This window comes from Bacillus sp. OTU530, from assembly GCF_038440375.1.
The window spans coordinates 13,283-31,534 of the sequence record NZ_JASATP010000002.1; the positions used below are offsets into that span (position 1 = coordinate 13,283).

At 40.7% G+C, this 18,252-nt stretch carries 13 protein-coding genes; 7 read left to right on the forward strand and 6 right to left on the reverse strand.

The window, feature by feature from the left end:
* Window positions 1-322 precede the first annotated feature (322 nt).
* Window positions 323-1,444 (reverse strand): AbrB family transcriptional regulator, encoded by a 1,122-nt coding sequence (locus tag AAHB12_RS01470; RefSeq protein WP_342044058.1) that lies wholly within the window; start codon window positions 1,442-1,444, stop codon window positions 323-325.
* A gap of 242 nt (window positions 1,445-1,686) precedes the next feature.
* Window positions 1,687-2,997, reverse strand: coding sequence for a CitMHS family transporter (locus AAHB12_RS01475; protein ID WP_342044059.1), 1,311 nt, complete (start codon window positions 2,995-2,997; stop codon window positions 1,687-1,689).
* Between the two features lie 538 nt (window positions 2,998-3,535).
* Between AAHB12_RS01475 and AAHB12_RS01480 the strand changes: the two genes are divergently transcribed.
* The 4 genes from AAHB12_RS01480 to AAHB12_RS01495 all read left to right on the forward strand — a co-directional run bounded on the left by AAHB12_RS01480 (window position 3,536) and on the right by AAHB12_RS01495 (window position 8,153).
* Window positions 3,536-3,793, forward strand: coding sequence for a hypothetical protein (locus AAHB12_RS01480; RefSeq protein WP_342044201.1), 258 nt, complete (start codon window positions 3,536-3,538; stop codon window positions 3,791-3,793).
* A gap of 139 nt (window positions 3,794-3,932) precedes the next feature.
* The gene (locus tag AAHB12_RS01485; RefSeq protein ID WP_342044060.1) at window positions 3,933-4,916 is read left to right on the forward strand and encodes a LacI family DNA-binding transcriptional regulator; all 984 of its coding nucleotides are present in this window, start codon (window positions 3,933-3,935) and stop codon (window positions 4,914-4,916) included.
* Between the two features lie 199 nt (window positions 4,917-5,115).
* The gene (locus AAHB12_RS01490) at window positions 5,116-6,567 is read left to right on the forward strand and encodes a sucrose-specific PTS transporter subunit IIBC (RefSeq protein ID WP_342044061.1); all 1,452 of its coding nucleotides are present in this window, start codon (window positions 5,116-5,118) and stop codon (window positions 6,565-6,567) included.
* A 65-nt stretch (window positions 6,568-6,632) separates the two neighbouring features.
* On the forward strand, window positions 6,633-8,153 hold the full coding sequence (locus tag AAHB12_RS01495; protein WP_342044062.1) for a glycoside hydrolase family 32 protein: 1,521 nt from the start codon (window positions 6,633-6,635) through the stop codon (window positions 8,151-8,153).
* A gap of 135 nt (window positions 8,154-8,288) precedes the next feature.
* On the opposite strand, the gene ytvI is transcribed toward AAHB12_RS01495, so the two are convergent.
* Both ytvI and AAHB12_RS01505 read right to left on the reverse strand, forming a co-directional pair.
* Window positions 8,289-9,320: a sporulation integral membrane protein YtvI gene (ytvI, locus tag AAHB12_RS01500; protein ID WP_342044063.1), complete on the reverse strand. Its 1,032-nt coding sequence runs from the start codon at window positions 9,318-9,320 to the stop codon at window positions 8,289-8,291.
* Between the two features lie 138 nt (window positions 9,321-9,458).
* A complete protein-coding gene (locus AAHB12_RS01505; protein ID WP_342044064.1) occupies window positions 9,459-10,730 on the reverse strand; it encodes an ATP-binding protein in 1,272 nt (423 codons plus the stop codon).
* 93 nt (window positions 10,731-10,823) lie between these two features.
* Here AAHB12_RS01505 and AAHB12_RS31640 point away from each other — a divergent pair, with 93 nt between their 5' ends.
* Window positions 10,824-11,066 (forward strand): UPF0158 family protein, encoded by a 243-nt coding sequence (locus AAHB12_RS31640; protein WP_446715500.1) that lies wholly within the window; start codon window positions 10,824-10,826, stop codon window positions 11,064-11,066.
* 248 nt (window positions 11,067-11,314) lie between these two features.
* Here the strand turns inward: AAHB12_RS31640 and AAHB12_RS01510 are convergent, their stop codons facing one another.
* Both AAHB12_RS01510 and AAHB12_RS01515 read right to left on the reverse strand, forming a co-directional pair.
* Entirely contained in the window at window positions 11,315-12,277 is a 963-nt protein-coding gene (locus AAHB12_RS01510; protein WP_342044065.1) for a 2-hydroxyacid dehydrogenase, read from the reverse strand.
* Between the two features lie 163 nt (window positions 12,278-12,440).
* A complete protein-coding gene (locus AAHB12_RS01515; RefSeq protein WP_342044066.1) occupies window positions 12,441-13,319 on the reverse strand; it encodes an AraC family transcriptional regulator in 879 nt (292 codons plus the stop codon).
* Window positions 13,320-13,537: 218 nt separating this feature from the next.
* Here AAHB12_RS01515 and AAHB12_RS01520 point away from each other — a divergent pair, with 218 nt between their 5' ends.
* Together AAHB12_RS01520 and AAHB12_RS01525 are read left to right on the forward strand one after the other, a co-directional pair.
* Entirely contained in the window at window positions 13,538-14,524 is a 987-nt protein-coding gene (locus AAHB12_RS01520; RefSeq protein WP_342044067.1) for a 2-hydroxyacid dehydrogenase, read from the forward strand.
* A gap of 715 nt (window positions 14,525-15,239) precedes the next feature.
* Entirely contained in the window at window positions 15,240-17,996 is a 2,757-nt protein-coding gene (locus tag AAHB12_RS01525) for a family 78 glycoside hydrolase catalytic domain (protein ID WP_342044068.1), read from the forward strand.
* Window positions 17,997-18,252: the final 256 nt, after the last annotated feature.

Sequence of the window (18,252 nt, forward strand, 5' to 3'; positions counted from 1 at the left end):
CCGAGAGAGGTATGATGCCTATACCTCTCCCTCTCCTCGGGGATTTTTGCACGCTGTAGGAAAGTATAAATTTCTAGCTAGGATTGGATTTGATGTATTTGGAGATTTTAGGAATATAGTATAAGTGCAACTACGTCGCTGTCTTCGTCCAAAGGCAGGGCTCGCCAATCGGCGAGTTTTCTTTACACTGTAGGAAAGTATAAATTTCCAGCCGGAAGTCCATTCGACGTAGTCGGAAATTTTAGGAATACAGTATAAGTGCAACTACGCCTCTGTCTTCGCCCAAGAGCATGGCTCGCCAATCGACGAGTTTTCTTTATAATCACCCAGCCTTTCCGACCGTTCGTTTTTTCACCTGTTTATTGAGCAGTTGAAAAAGAACTGGCAGAAAGCTAAGAATAAGAATGACTCGCAAGACCTGAACAGCTACAACAAATGCGGCATCCGCGTGCAGGGTAAGCGATGTTGTTGCCATTTCCGCAATACCGCCTGGTGCAAGCGCTAAGGTGGCCGTTACAAATGAAATATTGGTCCATCTTGAGATGAGAAACGCACATAGTATAGTTGTACAGACAAGACTGATTGAGCTCAGTAAGCCGACCATACAAACCCGTACTGCTCCCTTAAACATCTGGCGATTGAGGCGGGAACCAATGCTTGCGCCGAGTAAAATTTGCGCGAGCGTAATGCCTTGATGCGGCCACCATGCGGCAGCATTTCCTCCCATATACAATCCTAAACCTGTTTGGAGCGCAGCTACACCGAGCATTCCCCCAACTAACCACGGAGCCGGCAGCCTTAGGAGTTTGCCAATATGATAGCCGATCCATGCCGTGAGGAGCAACGCTTGTGTCCATAGAAAGGACGTGGAGCTCAAAGGAGTCATAATTGCATGTTGGGCGCTTTGTTCTATGACTTTGTCAGAGCTTAAGTAAAAGGAAAACAGAGGGATTGTGCAGACGACAAGAAGCACACGAGTAGTTTGGACAATACTGACCGTGGCCGTATTGGCGCCGAGTTCCGCCGCTATGCCGGGCATGGCAGACAAGCCTCCTGGTGTGGCGCTAAGGAAGCTCGTCATTAAGCTTTCCTTTGTGAAGCGAAGTAAAATAAGCCCTGAAAGCAATGCAAATATCGTTGATAAAATGAGCATAATAACAATTACAATCCAGTGATTTTGGAATGTCTGAAGCACTGCTGCATTTACCTTTTGTCCAAGCTCTATTCCTAATATATATTGTCCGATGTATCCCCAATAGGCATGGATGCCTTTTGTTGATGTGCTTGGAAGGAGAAAGCGCGGTCTCCAAAAGGAAATAGCTCCTGCCGCTACAATTGTTCCAAGCATCCAGCCGATTGACATACCGGTGAGAGATAATAGATATCCACCTATACTGCTTACAATAATGAAGCCTGCTTGTACGACAAGTAGATTCTTCTTCATAATCACTCCTCACTTTCTTTATTTATATTGTATATCGTAACGCTGAACTAAAGAAAACTTATTGATTGGCGAGTCGATAAGAGAAGGCAGAGACATAGTTGCACTTATACTTTATTCCTAAAATGTCTCGCTACGTTGAATCGTCCCCTAGCTAGAACTTATGCTTTCTTAAAGTGTGAAAAGCCCCTTATAAGGAAAGGGGCTCATTCATCCAAGTATCCATCTTACCTACCATAATGCTGTTAGAAAGGAACAACACCCGTAATAATTGCGACAAGAAGCATAAAGAGTGAAGTTCCGATTGCCCATTTTAAGGTAAATCTTTGATGGTCGCCGAAGTCTACCTTTGCCATACCAACCAATAGGTATGTAGATGCTACAAGCGGGCTAAGTAAGTGAACCGGCTGCCCGATTAGAGAGGCTCTTCCCATTTCCGCAGCGCTGATTCCATAGCTTGCAGCCGCCTTGGAGAGAATAGGAAGAACACCGAAATAAAAGGCGTCATTTGACATGAAAAATGTAAATGGCATGCTGATAAGCGCTGTAATAATTGGAAGATGCGGTCCAAGTGCATCTGGAATTAAGGATACGAGACCATTAGCCATTGAATCTACCATCTTTGTTCCGGATAAAATTCCCGTAAAAATACCTGCCGCAAATACGAGTGAGACAACTGCTAGTACATTGCCTGCATGAGAAGCAATGCGCTCTTTTTGTTGTTCTAAGTTTGGATAGTTAATCATAACAGCGATTGCAAATGCAACCATAAAGAGAATCGGAAGCGGCATCACTTCTTTAATGAGACAAACCATAAGAATAACAGTGAGCACAAAGTTTACCAGCAATAGCTTCGGACGTTTATAGTGCATGGAGTCCATAGCTGCAACCGCCAGCTCATCAATAGGAGAATTTCCTAGTGCAAAGGTCTCCAATTGGATAATTCCTAATCTGTTGCGTTCTTTCTTTCCGAGGATGTACGCGGCGAAAATAACCCAGGCTGCGCCGCCAATCATTGCTGGAATCAGCGGTGTAAACACTTGAGAAGCATCTAAGTGGAGTGCGCTCATTACGCGAGCTGTCGGACCGCCCCACGGGATAATATTCATAACGCCGCTTCCAAGCATAACAACTCCGGCTAGGATGAGCGGACTCATGCCAAGATACGTATAAAGAGGAAGCATGGCTGAGATTGTAATCATATAGGTTGTTGTTCCATCGCCGTCTAATGAAACAAGCAGGGCTAAGATAGCGGTTCCGATTACAATTTTCAAGGGATCTCCTTTTACTATTTTTAATAATTTGGAAATCACTGGATCAAACAAGCCGCTGTCAATCATAATTCCAAAGTACAAAATAGCAAATGTCAGCATAATCCCGGTAGGAGCTAACTTTTGGACTCCTTCTAGCATCATCGCTCCTAAATCGGAGGAGAACCCTCCAATTACGGCAAATAGCACGGGCATAAGCATTAAAGCAATCAGTGCTGACATCCGTCTTGTCATAATTAAAAACATAAACACGAAAATCATTGCAAATCCCAACACAGCCAACATATTATAACCCCTTCCCCTTTTTGTTTACGCTTTCAAAACATGGAAATGTAAATAACAAACTCATTAGAGTGATAATAAGCCATAATAGAGAATTGGTAAATAATTAGAAAAATAACTTTATTAAAGGCATTCTTTTCATTTTGATCATTTTGTTCACCGTTTTTTTCAGAATTACGCAGGAATTCATGAACACAATAAACACAATCCTTTTTAAGCAATCAATACAGCTTATTACAACAATGGTTACTAAAGGAAAGCGCTGTTATAAAATGTGGGCAAATACAAAGAGTATTTATTTTCTGTAATGGAAAAACCTATGAAATAGCCCTTCTTCCTCCTTCTGTTCTAAGAATTGGTTCTTGCCAAGGAGTATAGAGCAATAAGGGGGGGAGCAAGCGGCTGTTGATGAAGCCTTACATTTACAATGAAAAGGATGGGATTGGAAATGGGAGTATTGATGGAGAACATGTATCACCCGCATGAAGAAGGCTTGCAGAAGGGACCTAATTTACAGAAGGTAACGACAGAACAAGCATCCATTCCTTGCAGCACGGTAGAAACCGTATATAGTCCTTGCTGCGGCAAAGTAGAGAAGGTTTTCGTCAACGAAGAATCTTATATATATGAATGGGAGAAGCTCCTCACGATCCGCACGGAGGATGGCGGGACAGAGGAGGTTGCAATAGGCGTTAGCGGCAATATCGCTTCTGTAGAGGTGGAGCCAGGAGAAGAAGTAAACACAAATACAGTGCTATGTAAGGTAGCGGATGATTTGAAGATTACTGGATGTGATTAAGCAAGCAGACAGGTCGGGGCTGCTGGACAATAACAAGTCTCTTGGAATGAAGTCCCTCTCTCTTGAGTCAGGGACTTCATTCCGTTCCTCTATTCGTGTATAATGAGAAACATATGTACAAGAGTATGGAGATGGAAGTATGGCCAAAACAATTTCAGATATCGCACAAATAACAGGAGTGGCGAAGAGTACAGTATCTCGTTATTTAAACGGCGGTTCTGTCAGCGAGGCGACGAAACGGAAAATTGAGAGTGTCATAAAAGAGACTGGATATGTTCCAAATACATTCGCCCAAAGCTTAAAGGCAAAGAAAACGAATATTATCGGGACGATTGTGCCGCGTTTAGATTCATATGCTGCGTCGCAAACATTGATTGGGATTGATGAGAAGCTGAGAGAATATCAGTGTCAAATGTTAATATCAAACTCCAGTCAAGATTTAGAACGGGAAATCGAAAATATTTACAGCTTAGCGAGGCAGAAGGTTGCAGGCATTATTTTGTTGGCAACGCAAATTACACCTGCTCATCTAGAGGCATTTGATAAGGTAGACATACCGGTACTGCTTGTAGGGCAGCAGCATGACGGGACGTATAGTCTTATCCATGATGATTATGGCGCAGCTTATAATATGGGGAAATATGTTCTCTCCATGGGGCATCGGAAGATTGTATTTTTAGGTGTGACAGAACAAGATATTGCAGTCGGAGTGAAAAGAAAGGCAGGTTTTCAGCAAGCTGTGCAGGAGGCGGGAAATTGCGAGGTTAAATATTATGAAACGGGCTTTGCTATTAACGCTGCGCTCGAAACAGCCTGCCGCATTATGGATGAGTATAGACCTTCTATATTTGTTTGTGCAACGGATAATATTGCGCTCGGTGTATTAAAGGCAGTTTATATGAAAGGCTTGCATGTCCCCACGGATTTATCCATTACTGGCTTTGGAGGCTATGAAGTGACTGAGATTATGCATCCGAGTTTGACGACCGCAAAGTTTTATTATAAAGAGGCGGGACAGTTAGCGGCCCGAAGCATGATGAAGCTGGTTAATGGGGAATCAATAGGGAAAATAATGGTGTCTCAGTATAAAATTATTGAAAGAGAAAGCGTTGACAAATTATAAATCGCAATCTATAATAAAAAACAGAAACCGGTTCCAATAAAACGCTTTCTTTTTTTTGGGGGATGTTGGAACCGGTTCTCAAAAAGTACAAATTCTATTTTCTCGAAACCGGTATTATTATAATGAAATTGTCTATATTTTTTACTCGAGTTCGGAACCGGTTCCAAGGGAAAGCTAATCAAAAGTTAGGAGGATTATTATGGATTACAAGCAAATTGCGCAAGATATTCTTTTGGCAATTGGCGGCAAGGAAAATGTCGCAGCTGCAGCACATTGTGCAACTCGTCTTCGTCTCGCCTTGCATGATGAAGGAAAGGTAGATCAGGCGAAGCTTGATAGCATGGATGTTGTTAAAGGAACGTTCTCAACAGGAGGACAATATCAAATTATTTTAGGCTCTGGAACAGTAAACGAAGTCTACAAAGAGTTCGCGAATCTAACAGGTCTTTCTGAAATGTCTACAAAGGACGTAAAAGATGCAGGAGCAAAAAAATTAAACCCGCTGCAGCGTTTCGTGAAAATGCTGTCTGATATCTTCGTTCCAATTATCCCGGCTATCGTTGCGGGCGGTTTATTAATGGGTATTAACAATCTATTAACCGCAAAGGACTTGTTTATAGCAGGAAAATCGTTAGTAGAAGCAAATCCGGGAATGGCAGATTTAGCAGCTCTTATTAATACTTTTGCAAATGCAGCATTTGTGTTTCTTCCAATTTTAATCGGATTCTCTGCAACTCAGCGCTTTGGCGGTAACCCGTATCTTGGTGCAGCGCTCGGTATGCTTATGGTTCACCCTGACTTGCTAAACGGCTGGGGTTACGGTGCAGCCTTAGCAAAGGGAGAGATTCCGGTATGGAATATCTTCGGTTTTGAGATTCAAAAGGTAGGGTATCAAGGTACTGTACTGCCGGTTCTTGCAGCATCCTTTATCTTAGCGAAGACAGAAACATTCTTAAGAAGAACAGTTCCATCCGCATTGGATAACCTAGTTACTCCACTATTATCAATCTTTGTAACAGGATTACTAACATTTACACTTGTTGGACCAATTACACGTTCTGCCGGTAACTTGTTAACAGACGGTATCGTTTGGTTATACGATACTACAGGCTTTGTTGGCGGAGCACTATTTGGACTTTTGTATGCACCTATCGTAATTACAGGTATGCATCATAGCTTTATTGCCGTGGAAACACAGCTATTAGCGGATATGGCCAAAACAGGCGGATCCTTTATTTTCCCAATTGCGGCTATGTCCAATATCGCGCAGGGTGCAGCAACATTAGCAGTTCTTATGATTACAAAGGATGCAAAGGTAAAAGGTGTTGCATCTGCGGCAGGTATCTCTGCTTTATTAGGAATTACAGAGCCAGCCTTGTTTGGAGTGAACTTAAAGCTTAAATATCCGTTCATTGGAGCAATTACAGGCTCGGCAGTGGCTTCGGCATTTATCGCATTAACTAAAGTAAAAGCAACTGCACTTGGCGCAGCAGGCCTTCCTGGTATCATCTCCATTAAGCCTGATTCTATCATTTCTTATATCATCGGTATGGCTATTTCGTTTGCCGTGGCATTCGTTATGACAATATTCCTAGCAAAGCGTGAAGGAAAAAAACAAAGCCAAAATGGTACGGGAAAGAAAGCTGCGTAAGGAAATAGAAAAGAAGGAGAGTCCTTGGATTCTCCTCTCTTTCATTTAGGAGAGGTTGATACAAAATGGAATGGACAAAAGAACAAAGATATCGTCGGATTGAAGAGGCAAGCAGCGAGGAAATGAAGGAGCTCACCGAGAGGGCCAACAGCTGCCAATGGCGGCAAGCCTTTCATATACAGCCTCCAACTGGTCTCTTGAATGATCCTAATGGATTTTCTTATTACAATGGGGAATATCATTTGTTTTATCAGTGGTTTCCGCTTGGACCAGTCCATGGTCTAAAGTATTGGTATCATACGAAATCAAAGGATCTCGTTCACTGGGAAAATGTCGGGATTGGAATCCAGCCAGATACGGAATTTGATAGCCATGGAGCATATTCCGGAAGTGCTATCGAGTATGATGGAAAGCTTCATATTTTATATACAGGTAATACGCGTGATGAAAACTGGATTAGACATCCGTATCAGTGTCTGGCGATTATGGGGGAAGATGGGGTTGTAAAGAAAAGCGATCAGCCAGTCATTGCCGAGGTACCAGCAGGATATACAGATCATTTCCGTGATCCAAAGGTATGGGAGGAAGAAGGTATCCTGTATACCATTATAGGTGCACAGCGGGAGAATGAAACTGGATGTGTATTGCTATATAGCTCATCAGACTTCCGGAATTGGAAGCTAGAGGGTGAAATCCAGACTGAACTGGAACAGTTCGGATATATGTGGGAGTGCCCAGATTATTTTGAATTAGACAATCAGGGAGTTCTCATTTTCTCGCCACAAGGATTAGAAGCAGAAGGTGATTGCTATCAAAATATTTATCAGTCCGGTTATCTTCTTGGCGGTAAGCTAGCTGTTTCAAATCGCTTATTCACACACGGTGAATTTATTGAGCTAGATCGAGGCTTTGATTTTTATGCTCCACAAACGATGCAGGCACCAGATGGAAGACGGATTTTAGTTGGCTGGATGGGGCTGCCAGAGATTGAATATCCAACCGATCGAAATAGCTGGGCGCATTGTTTAACATTGCCGCGCGAATTGTCTGTGCGAGATGGAAAGCTTATTCAGCAGCCAGTGAAAGAGCTTCAAGCACTTCGCGGTCAGCAGTCTAAAGCAGCAGACACGATCAATAATCAAACAAAGGTATACACTGGATTCTCAGGAACAGCATATGAAATGATCTGTGAGTTTGAGAACCAAGACGCAGTCGAGTTTGGTCTAGAGCTTCGCGCCGGAAAACAAGAAAAGACAGTTATTAAGTACGATGCACTGCAAAAGAAGATTGTTCTTGATCGTACTGCTTCGGGTGAGGAAGTAGGGATGTTATATGGGACAACAAGAAAATGTTCGTTAGATGCAAGGAAGATCAAGTTTCATGTATTTGTCGACACCTCCTCTGTAGAAATTTTCATTAATGACGGAGAAGAGGTGTTTACAAGCCGTATTTTCCCGCGCAACGATAGTGAAGAAATTCGTTTCTTTGCTAGAGAGGGGCAAGTTTCCTTCGAGGCAGTAAAATGGGAGTGTGCGCAGATGTTAGGACAAGCGGAGCAGAGCAGTGAAGAGCTTGTATGCAGATAAAATAGTCTCGGTAATGCAGCAGGCTATAGAACGGCGTTTTGTATGCAAATGCAGCTAGATACTGTTGTTCCCTTTATTCATGTATAAGAAAAGCACCGCATAAAACGGTGCTTTTCTTGCATTTTAAGAGGGAGTCTATATTTTAAATTTCATTTGAATAATACCTGACTTTTTCAAAGCATCATAGATAATGATGAGAGTCGGACCGAGAAACAATCCAACAAAGCCAAGCAGCTTAAAGCCGATATACATGCTGATAATTGCCGCGAGCGGAGAAATACCCATGCTTGTAGAGTAGATTTTTGGCTCAATAATTCTTCGGACAATTGTAATAACAGCAAACAGAATAAGCAGGCCGATACCAAGAGATTGATTGTCCTGTATGATGGCAATCACTGCCCATGGTACGAGCACCGATCCGGTTCCTAAAATAGGCAGAATATCGACAATGACAATCAGCAAGGCAAGTAAGGCGGTATATGAGATATCAAGCAGCCATAAACCAGTGTATGCCATGAGGAAGGTCAACAAGCTTAACACGACTTGGGCTACAAGAAAGCCAATCCCAGCATTTCCGAGCTGATTCGCAATTAGATTCAGCTTCCGCTTTGTTTCTTGCGTTAAATATGTAGATGCCTTTTCTTTTAAAAGAGGGAGCTCTAGACTAATAAGAAACAAGGCGACGAAGTACACAAGAAATTCGAGCATAAATGCAGGAATGACAGCCACAAGGCTGATTAGACTTTGTGCAATATTTTTCGCGAGCATATCTAAGGAGTTTACGCTGTTTTCCAAGGTTCGTTCAACAGAAAACATAACTCCATTCGGCAGTGTTTCTGAATAATGTCTCCACTTGTCAATGATGGGTAAAATAGTTGTGCCGTATAATTCTTGTATGAAGGCAGGTGCTTTCTGTGATAGGGCTACCAGCTGTTTAAAGATGGTATTAACCATAAAAGCGGCAACCGCCACTAAGGAAGCTAAATAGGATAGAAAGACGATGAGTACAGCGTATAACCGCTTAAGGTTTAGGCGTTGCTGAAGTCGTCTAATCCCCCCTTCTAAAACAAATGCAGTTACTAAGGCAAATACAATAGGTACGCTATAAGGGACAAGCACTATAACGGCAAGCAGCACGAGGCCGACGAACAGTCGTTTTTTCCACATACAAAAACCTCCTTGGTGAAAGCGTGAAAATAGTTCTGTTTCTTCTATTTTACAGACTTTTGGGGGCTTTGTATGCTGTTTTCCACATTAAAAATGTTTTATTGTTCACATATTTACGGAAGGCATAGGTTACCCTGTTCATTTAGCAGGCGATTCGCAAGGGAATTTTAACGTCGCCGTTGTACCTTTACCGTACTGACTCTCAAAGCGTAAACGGCCTTTAAATTCTTCTACTAATCGAAATGTTACCATTAGTCCAAGGCCCGTTCCTTTTTCCTTCGTCGAATAATAAGGACTTCCTAATCTTTGCAATTGATCGGGGTGCATACCTTCTCCTGTATCTGCAATTTGGATAAGTACGGTTCCGTTTTGGGCATACGCCTTGACGAGAACGGAACCCTGATTTTCAGTAGCTTCAACAGCATTTTTCACAAGGTTGAGTATTACTTGCTTAAATTGCAGTGGATCTCCTGTTATAAACAGGTCACCTTCAATTTGAGATTCAATATGTACTCCCTTAAGGTTGGCATACGACTGAATAAATTCTAATAGTGCTAGCAGTTCCTGCGAAATATGTAATCGTTCTTTATGAATGGACTTCGGCTTAGCGAAGTTTAAGTAATCGGTAATAATTCCCTCAGCACGATCTAATTCTAAGATAGCAGTATCCATGAAATATTTGTGTTGTTCCGCTACGTTCTCCTTTGTCAGTTGAATAAAGCCTCTTACGACGGTCAGTGGATTGCGCACTTCATGAGCAATGGCAGCTGCTAGTTCACTAACCATATTAAGCTTTTCTGCCTTTGAAAATTCCTGTTGTATTCTTTCATTCTCATAAATGCGTTCAAATAGGATAATGCTGCATATAACAGCCCCAATAGTACACAGACCTGAAAATAGAAAGAATCTTAGTCCTTGCTGGAAGAAAAAAGAAAGATTGTTGATAGAATAAAAATAATACCAAATAAAGGGTATGACTATAACGTATGAACAAAGCAAAAGGACAGTACCAGATAAAATTTTTCTCGGAAGGCTAAGTTCTATAAAACGCTTACTAATAGGTAATAGCAGGAAAAATAAAAGAAAGTTCATAATGGCCACGAAATAAAAGGCTAAGCTAAAGTCAATATATGCGCGATACCCAAGTAAAAGTATCCCCGCGACTATTCCTCCTCTGTATCCACCATACAGAACAGCGATGATAAAAGGCACCCACCGTAAATCTAAAAAGAAGGATGATCCCTGCACAACCGGAAATATCATACATAGGATGGAAGCTAGTCCGCAAATGATTCCGAGCAGCCATTGCGGCATCCAAACGGCTCCTCGATAACGTTCTAAGCGCAAAAGCTGATAGATAAATACCGGCATGATAATAATGAGTGTATTTAGTAGAAGTCCTTTAAACACCTCGCACCTCCTTCTTCGCTATCGGATTTTTCTTTAGTATAATGATATAATACTTTCGTTCTATTGGGAATCAATAATGCAACGAAATGTGGAATGAGATGCATTTATTTCCAGTTAATTGTCACCAAAATAGAAGATTATTGCCTAACTGTTAGTGATCATGTTAAGCGAGATACCTTATTAAGGACAATTAAGGGAAAGGGTGTCTTTAGAAGATTTAAAGATAAAATTATTGATTTGGATATTGAGGAACAATGGTACTCATTTCGTAACGAACGATATAAAGAGATAGCGATAGAGTGGTGTAAGGACAATAACGTAAACTATACTGAATAAAATCGGTTATAGAAAAGAGGGATCTCCAACGTTACTCTTTGTTTAACTTAATGGGTGAGTTAATTGAAGAAGAATTAAATAAAATGATGAAAACAGCCAGACATTTATCCTGGCTGTTTTTTTCAATAAATATCAATATAATTATTTAACAGAGCCTATGTGTTACATCTCAAGAGCTTTTCTCTTGGCGGTATACAATTCTAATATATAAATAGAAGTGGTATTCCTATCAATAATCTAGTAGTTTGTTATTTGTAATTAACGGATTGATTTACACAAGTAGGTAGGGGCTTCCCAGACAGCCCTGCCAATAAGTTTTCAGCCGCTAAATTAGCCATGTTATTACGCGTCTCATATGTTGCGCTGCCAATATGCGGCGTAATTAAAATATTCGATAGGGAAAGAAGCGGATGATCTGCTGGAATTGGTTCAGGATCTGTTACATCAAGAGCTGCGTATGCGATTTTGTTCTGCTGCAGTGCGTCATAAAGAGCTTGTGTATCAACGACAGGCCCGCGTGATGCATTAACAAAATAAGTAGTTGGTTTCATTTTATTAAATTGCTCTTTACTAAACATCCCCCGACTGTGATTGGACAATGGAACAAGGCAAACAATGCAATCAGAGGTTGTTAACAATTCATCAAATGATACATATGTAGCACCCTCTTGTTCATCATTTGGCCGACGTGTACGATTATGATAAATAATGTTCATTCCACAAGCCTTCGCTCTTCTTGCAACTGCGCTTCCAATATCTCCAAGACCAACAATACCAAGTGTCTTTCCATATAAATCAGTACCATATACAGTACGCCATTGACCGGCTTTAACAAGCTCCCATCCTTCATGAATCCGACGGGCAGCCGATAAAAGAAGACCAAATGTTAAATCAGCGGTTGCTTCAACTAATACACCTGGTGTATTACCGAATGGAACATCTTTTCTCGTACAAGCCTCGACATCAATATTATCATAGCCTACACTTGATTGAGCAATCACACGTAAATTTGGTGCCGCATCTAGCAACTCTTCGTCTACCTTTACATGGCCGACATTAAACAGTCCTTCCGCATCAGCTAACCAATCTAATAATTGATCACGAGGAATGGGACCTGGTCCTTCCCACACTTTTACTTCACATTGCTCTAGCAGCTTTTCATATGCCTCAGGCCATGTTGTTCCTGTTAATACAACCTTATATTTACTCATCTTCTTTAAACCCCTTCCTTGATTGAACAGCATTCTATGTTCTTGTTGTTATGGAACATAGAACTAGTATATAAATTTATTAAATCTTGTTTTACAAGCGTTTTCAATAGGGATATATAAAAAGAGGTAGATTAGGAATTCCTGATAAATGATATAGCTACATTTAAGTATGCTTTCTAAATTCTTTTGGAGATGAACCCAATTTTTTAACAAAGAGTTCCCGAAAATAATCAACGTTTGTGTACCCGACCATATTACTGATTTCTTTAATGCTGAAATCCGTATGAAGAAGGAGATGACAGCTTTTCTCTATCCGTATATTTTGCAAATATTCTATAAAAGTTTGATTTGTATATTTTTTGAATATCCTTACAAAATGACTTTCACTAATACTCATAAGATTAGCCATATCTGATAGTGTAATGGGTTCATGTAAATTCTGATGCATATAAGATATAGCCTCATTAATTGCAAAGGAGGATATTTTAGAACTTGAGTTAGGTATAAACCGGTATTCTAGGCGAAATAAATTAATCAAAAGTTCTCGCAATTTAGCATGCAAGATAATTGAGTATCCAGATTGTTTTTCCTGAAATTCTAAAAACATAGAACGAATAATAGATAAGCAAGTATCATGCTTATCTATCAAGTGGAGGTATTCAACAGCGTTATGATCCACTAATTGAGAACACCATTTTGCAAAAGAATTTTCTTCATGAGCTATAGCTGTGTTTGCTAGTTGTTTTAAGATTTGGACATCGAAAGCAATGTTACAGACGATAAGCTTATCTTTTGAACTTGAAGATAAGGGACGAAAAACATGTGAGACACCGATAGGAAGCAGGAATAGTTCACCCTTTTGAACTGTCATGACTTCTTCATTAATATAATGATAGCCTTTTCCTTCCTCTACAATGGTAATTTCGATAAAGTTATGAAAATGATGAGGTCTCTCAAAACCTTCTTGCGGTCTGTTCAAATAAATTAATAAGTCCTCTGAAAAATACTTGTCTCCAATAAATAGATCTTTGTTCTTTTTCAAAAAGTACACTCTCCTTCCGGCTTTTGCTTGTTTATGCTTAATATCCAACATATATAATGATTAGATTACCGCGTGTTTATGATTATATTACCAAACTTTTTTATGAATGTAAGCGTTATACTTGACGTAACTCATCAATAATGGCGCTAGAGATACATTGAAAGAGAACTTCAACTCAAAGATATGTACAAAAACTTTAGCCAAAAGGAGAGGATAAAATGAAGCCAAAAGTGTTTATTGCCAGGCCAATTCCAAAGCAGGTGGAAGATTATATAGCTGAGTATTGTGAGGTTGAAAGATGGGGAAAAGAGGAAATGATTTCACGGGATCAGCTTTTCGAGAAAATTCGTGAGGTAGACGGATTGTTGATCTCTGACGGAAAAATTGATGCAGAGTTGCTTGACCATGCTCCCCGTTTAAAAGTGGTGAGCAATGTATCAGTTGGCTATAATAATTTCGATCTTGAAGCAATGAAAAGCAGAAATGTGATGGGAACACATACTCCTTTTGTATTGGATGAAACCGTCGCTGATTTGGTTTTCAGCCTGATGCTTGCTGTGGCACGAAGAATTCCGGAGCTTGACCGTTATGTAAAGGAAGGAAAATGGCAGAAAGGCGATCCTTCACATCTTTTTGGAATCGATGTCCATCATGCTACGATAGGGATTATCGGGATGGGAAGAATTGGGGAAGCAGTTGCCAAGAGGGCGAAGTACGGGTTTAATATGGATGTTTTGTATTATAATCGTAGACCAAAGCGGGAAGTGGAAAAATCTCTTGGCATCCGATATGCTGCCAAGGAGGAACTTCTGAGGGAAGCTGATTTCGTCATTCTCATGACTCCTCTGACACCGGAAACGACAAATTTAATGGGTGAAACGGAATTCAGACTTATGAAAAAAAATGCTATTTTCGTTAATGCCTCACGCGGAAAGGCGGTCGATGAACAAGCCTTAATAAAAGCTTTAGAGGCGAAGGCCATCTATGGCGCGGGATTGGATGTCTTTCATCAGGAACCAGTTAGTCCGGACAACCCGCTGCTTAAGATGGAGAATGTAGTTGCGCTCCCCCATATCGCGTCTGCGACAGAAAAGACACAATTCAATATGGCCATGATAGCAGCAAAAAACCTGGTTAAGGCCGTAAAGGGAGAAATTCCTTCTAATCTCGTGGAAGAATTAAAGGTGCTTGTAAAGGTGGAATAGATCAAAAAAGCACCATATCTTCCACCGGGAGAGAGCTGTTAAATTAAAGCTAAAATATCAATGACAAAAAAATGTTATGATGGAAAGAAGCCCAGTTTGGAAATCAGAATAGATAACCAAATCTATTCATATTAAATAATATTTCTAAGTTATATTCGAGTTGATGCCCCTTTTAGGGGTTTTTTTGTTTTTTTACAATGTAAGAAATTATAAATTTCCAGGTAGAGGATAATTAGACATAAATGGAAATTTTAGGAATTGAGTATGGGTGCAACTACGCCTCTGTTTTCCCTCAAGGGCAAGGCTCGCCAATTAGCGAGTTTTCTTTAGCCGGAACAATTTAGAGGGAAATATGTACATCCGAATAAGGTGAAATAATGTGCTCGTTTACAACACTTTGATTAGATAACCGTGTATTTATAGTCATATTACCACGTTTATTAATAAATGTAAGCGGTATAATTAACTTAAGTCATCCGAGAATGAATCTAAAGATCTTAATGGTTTTCCTCAGGAAGTGATACTCTGACTCTACTTATGCTGGAGCAAAAACATATCTGCTTGGGAAGTTCGAAAACCATTATTCCTTTAAATAGACTAAAAACCAGATTTCAATTCTCTGACGGTGACATGGACTTTTTATGATAGGACTTTGTTAAGCGAACAGCTGCAAAGCAACAAAATGATTGAAGAAAATAAGGGGGTAAATACATCAATGCTATTTGTGAAGGGATTAACATGTGAGTATAGAAAAAACTTGCTTGGAACAGATGTAAAGATCCCGCGATTTAGTTGGAAGATCGAATCGGAGAAGAGAGGGACTTATCAACAAGCGTACCAAATTCAAGTCACAGGATCTGCAGGCAATTTTCAATGCCCAATCTGGGATACTGGACGAGTGGAATCAGAACAATCTATACAAGTTGAATATGCTGGTACAAAGCTTCAATCCCGCACCCGCTATCATTACCGAATTAAGGTATGGGATAATTTTGGAAGGGAATCTGACTGGAGTGAACCATCATGGTGGGAAACCGCTTTTCTGTCAATGAACGAATGGAAAGCACAATGGATTTCACCGAACCCTGATGCCATTGATCCTCATTCTAAAGCAGTTTTTCTACTAAGAAAAAGTGTGCATTTAAAACGCGGTATTGTTTCTGCCCGTATTTACGCAACAGCTGCAGGAGTGTATGAAATCCATTTAAATAGCAGTAAGGTTGGGGATGACCTGTTAGCACCTGGATGGACAAGCTACCTTCACCGTCATCAATATCAGACCTATGATGTAACCCACCAGTTGCAGAGTGGAATGAACGGGATTGGTATCGTATTAGGTGATGGCTGGTATAAAGGAGAGGTATCTTTTATACCGAGACGAAACTTTTACGGCGACCGTCGAGCAGCATTGCTGCAGCTTCATGTTCAATATGATGATGGGACCGAGGAACTAATAGTCTCTGACTCGACATGGAAGTCGTCAACTGGACCAATTCTGTTATCAGAATTTTTTGCTGGCGAAACGTATGACGCACGCCTCGAAAAGGAAGGTTGGACCGAACCAGACTACGATGATGCGGATTGGAATAAAACTGCTGCCCTTGATCTACCGATGAACCAATTAGTTGCTCAGGAAAACTGGCCTACTCGAGTTACTGAAACAATTCGGCCAAAGAACATTATTCAAACTCCATCAGGGGATACACTCCTAGATATGGGACAGAACATGGTTGGCCGTATCCGAATGACATTGAATGTTCCTGCTGGTACGTGTATTAGGTTGCAACACGCTGAGGTATTAGATAAGGATGGGAATTTTTATACAGGAAATCTACGTTCTGCAAAGCAAATTGTTAAATATATAGCCAAAGGCGGCGGGAAGGAAACGTATGCTCCTCATTTTTCCTTCCAAGGCTTCCAATATGTTAAAGTAGAAGGTTTCTCTGAACAGGAAAATAATCACAAATTACTGTTAGAAAGCTTTATAGGAGAGGTTATGCACTCTGACATGGAGCCAACTGGAGATTTTGAATGTTCCCACCCAATGGTAAACCAGTTGCAAAGCAATATTAAGTGGGGGCAACGGGGGAATTTCCTTGATGTACCGACTGATTGCCCGCAGCGTGACGAGCGCCTTGGTTGGACTGGTGATGCACAGGTCTTCATTCGAACAGCTGCCTTCAATTATCACGTTGGTCCATTCTTTACGAAATGGGTGCGGGATTTAAAGGCCGACCAAAAGCCTGATGGTAGTGTGCCATATGTAGTTCCTGATGTACTAGTGGATTTTGTTCGTAGGTCTGGTAAAAAGACATGGGGCGATGAGACGTATACTTCATCAGCTTGGGGAGATGCAGCAACCATCTGTCCATGGACACTCTATCTTTGCTATGGTGATACCCGCTTGTTATCCGAACAATATGACAGTATGAAAGCTTGGGTCGAGTATATACGCAATCAAGGGGAAAACGAATACTTATGGAATACTGGCTTCCAATTTGGCGATTGGCTTGCTTTGGATGCTGAAGAAGATAGCTATTATGGAGCAACACCTGAATATTTAGTTGCTAACGCATATTACGCTCTATCGACAAGAATTCTTCGGGATGCAGCAGCCGTGCTTGGTAAAGAAGAGGATGTCCATATTTATAGCAAACTATTAGAAGGAATTGTTGCACAGTTCCATGAGAATTTTGTCACTTCGGACGGTAGAATGACCTCAAATACCCAAACTGCACATATACTGCCGCTAATGTTCGATTTGGTGGAAGGGGAAGTTCGTGAGCGGGTCGCTCGTGATTTGAATGAGTTAGTCGTTCAGAATGACTATCATTTGACAACCGGTTTTGTTGGAACACCTTATCTTTGTTTGGCGCTTTCGAGTAATGGTTATCACTCTACAGCCGTTAAGCTGCTGCTTCAGGAAAGCTATCCATCTTGGTTGTATTCAATTACAAAAGGGGCCACTACTATTTGGGAACATTGGGATGGCATCAAACAGGATGGTTCATTCTGGAGTGATGCGATGAACTCGTTTAATCATTATGCGTATGGTGCAATTGGAGACTGGATGTACCGATATGTTGCCGGATTGGATATGGATGAGAAGCGAGCAGCATATAAACGAATTCGGATTCATCCTCACTTTTCGAGCGGAGAATTAACTTATGCACGGGCATCGTTTATCTCTCTATATGGAAAAATAGAATCAAACTGGAGTGTCGACAATAACCAAATCATTGTAAAGGTACAAATACCAGCGAATACGACAGCAGAAATTATCTTGCCTGGAGCTTCTTTAAGCAATGTGATGGAAGGAAATCTTGAATGGAACATGGTAGAAGGAATCCATTCGGCTAATGAGGTAGAGGGAGGTGCCCGTTTATTAGCAGGCTCGGGATCTTATTACTTTACCTATCCGAAACATCAAGTATTTGAGAAAGGATATGCTAATATGCTGAACTCGCACTAAAGGTACTACCAAGGAAGGCAATGATTGCGACATCCTTCATTTTTATGCTAACAACTAGTTTTTTAACTCCATCTATAAATTTGTGAGGCTAGTATTAAAAGATGAAGGATGTTCGTAGAATGCTTTTGGATCTTAGACGCGTGTGTACTTTTAATATTTAGCTTTATGTCTCACTACGTAATAGAAACAACTATCTAGTGTTGGCTAGTATTTGCTCCATAAAAAGTCTCAAGGATTATGCAGGTCAATATTGAAA

What these genes read in the sequence shown, in the direction of transcription:
- AAHB12_RS31640 (WP_446715500.1), top strand. Translation starts at nt 10,824, where the DNA reads ATGAGATGCATTTATTTCCAGTTAATTGTCACCAAAATAGAAGATTAT.
- AAHB12_RS01495 (WP_342044062.1), top strand. Translation starts at nt 6,633, where the DNA reads ATGGAATGGACAAAAGAACAAAGATATCGTCGGATTGAAGAGGCAAGC.
- AAHB12_RS01485 (WP_342044060.1), top strand. Translation starts at nt 3,933, where the DNA reads ATGGCCAAAACAATTTCAGATATCGCACAAATAACAGGAGTGGCGAAG.
- AAHB12_RS01475 (WP_342044059.1), bottom strand. Translation starts at nt 2,997, where the DNA reads ATGTTGGCTGTGTTGGGATTTGCAATGATTTTCGTGTTTATGTTTTTA.
- AAHB12_RS01525 (WP_342044068.1), top strand. Translation starts at nt 15,240, where the DNA reads ATGCTATTTGTGAAGGGATTAACATGTGAGTATAGAAAAAACTTGCTT.
- AAHB12_RS01510 (WP_342044065.1), bottom strand. Translation starts at nt 12,277, where the DNA reads ATGAGTAAATATAAGGTTGTATTAACAGGAACAACATGGCCTGAGGCA.
- ytvI (WP_342044063.1), bottom strand. Translation starts at nt 9,320, where the DNA reads ATGTGGAAAAAACGACTGTTCGTCGGCCTCGTGCTGCTTGCCGTTATA.
- AAHB12_RS01470 (WP_342044058.1), bottom strand. Translation starts at nt 1,444, where the DNA reads ATGAAGAAGAATCTACTTGTCGTACAAGCAGGCTTCATTATTGTAAGC.
- AAHB12_RS01520 (WP_342044067.1), top strand. Translation starts at nt 13,538, where the DNA reads ATGAAGCCAAAAGTGTTTATTGCCAGGCCAATTCCAAAGCAGGTGGAA.
- AAHB12_RS01490 (WP_342044061.1), top strand. Translation starts at nt 5,116, where the DNA reads ATGGATTACAAGCAAATTGCGCAAGATATTCTTTTGGCAATTGGCGGC.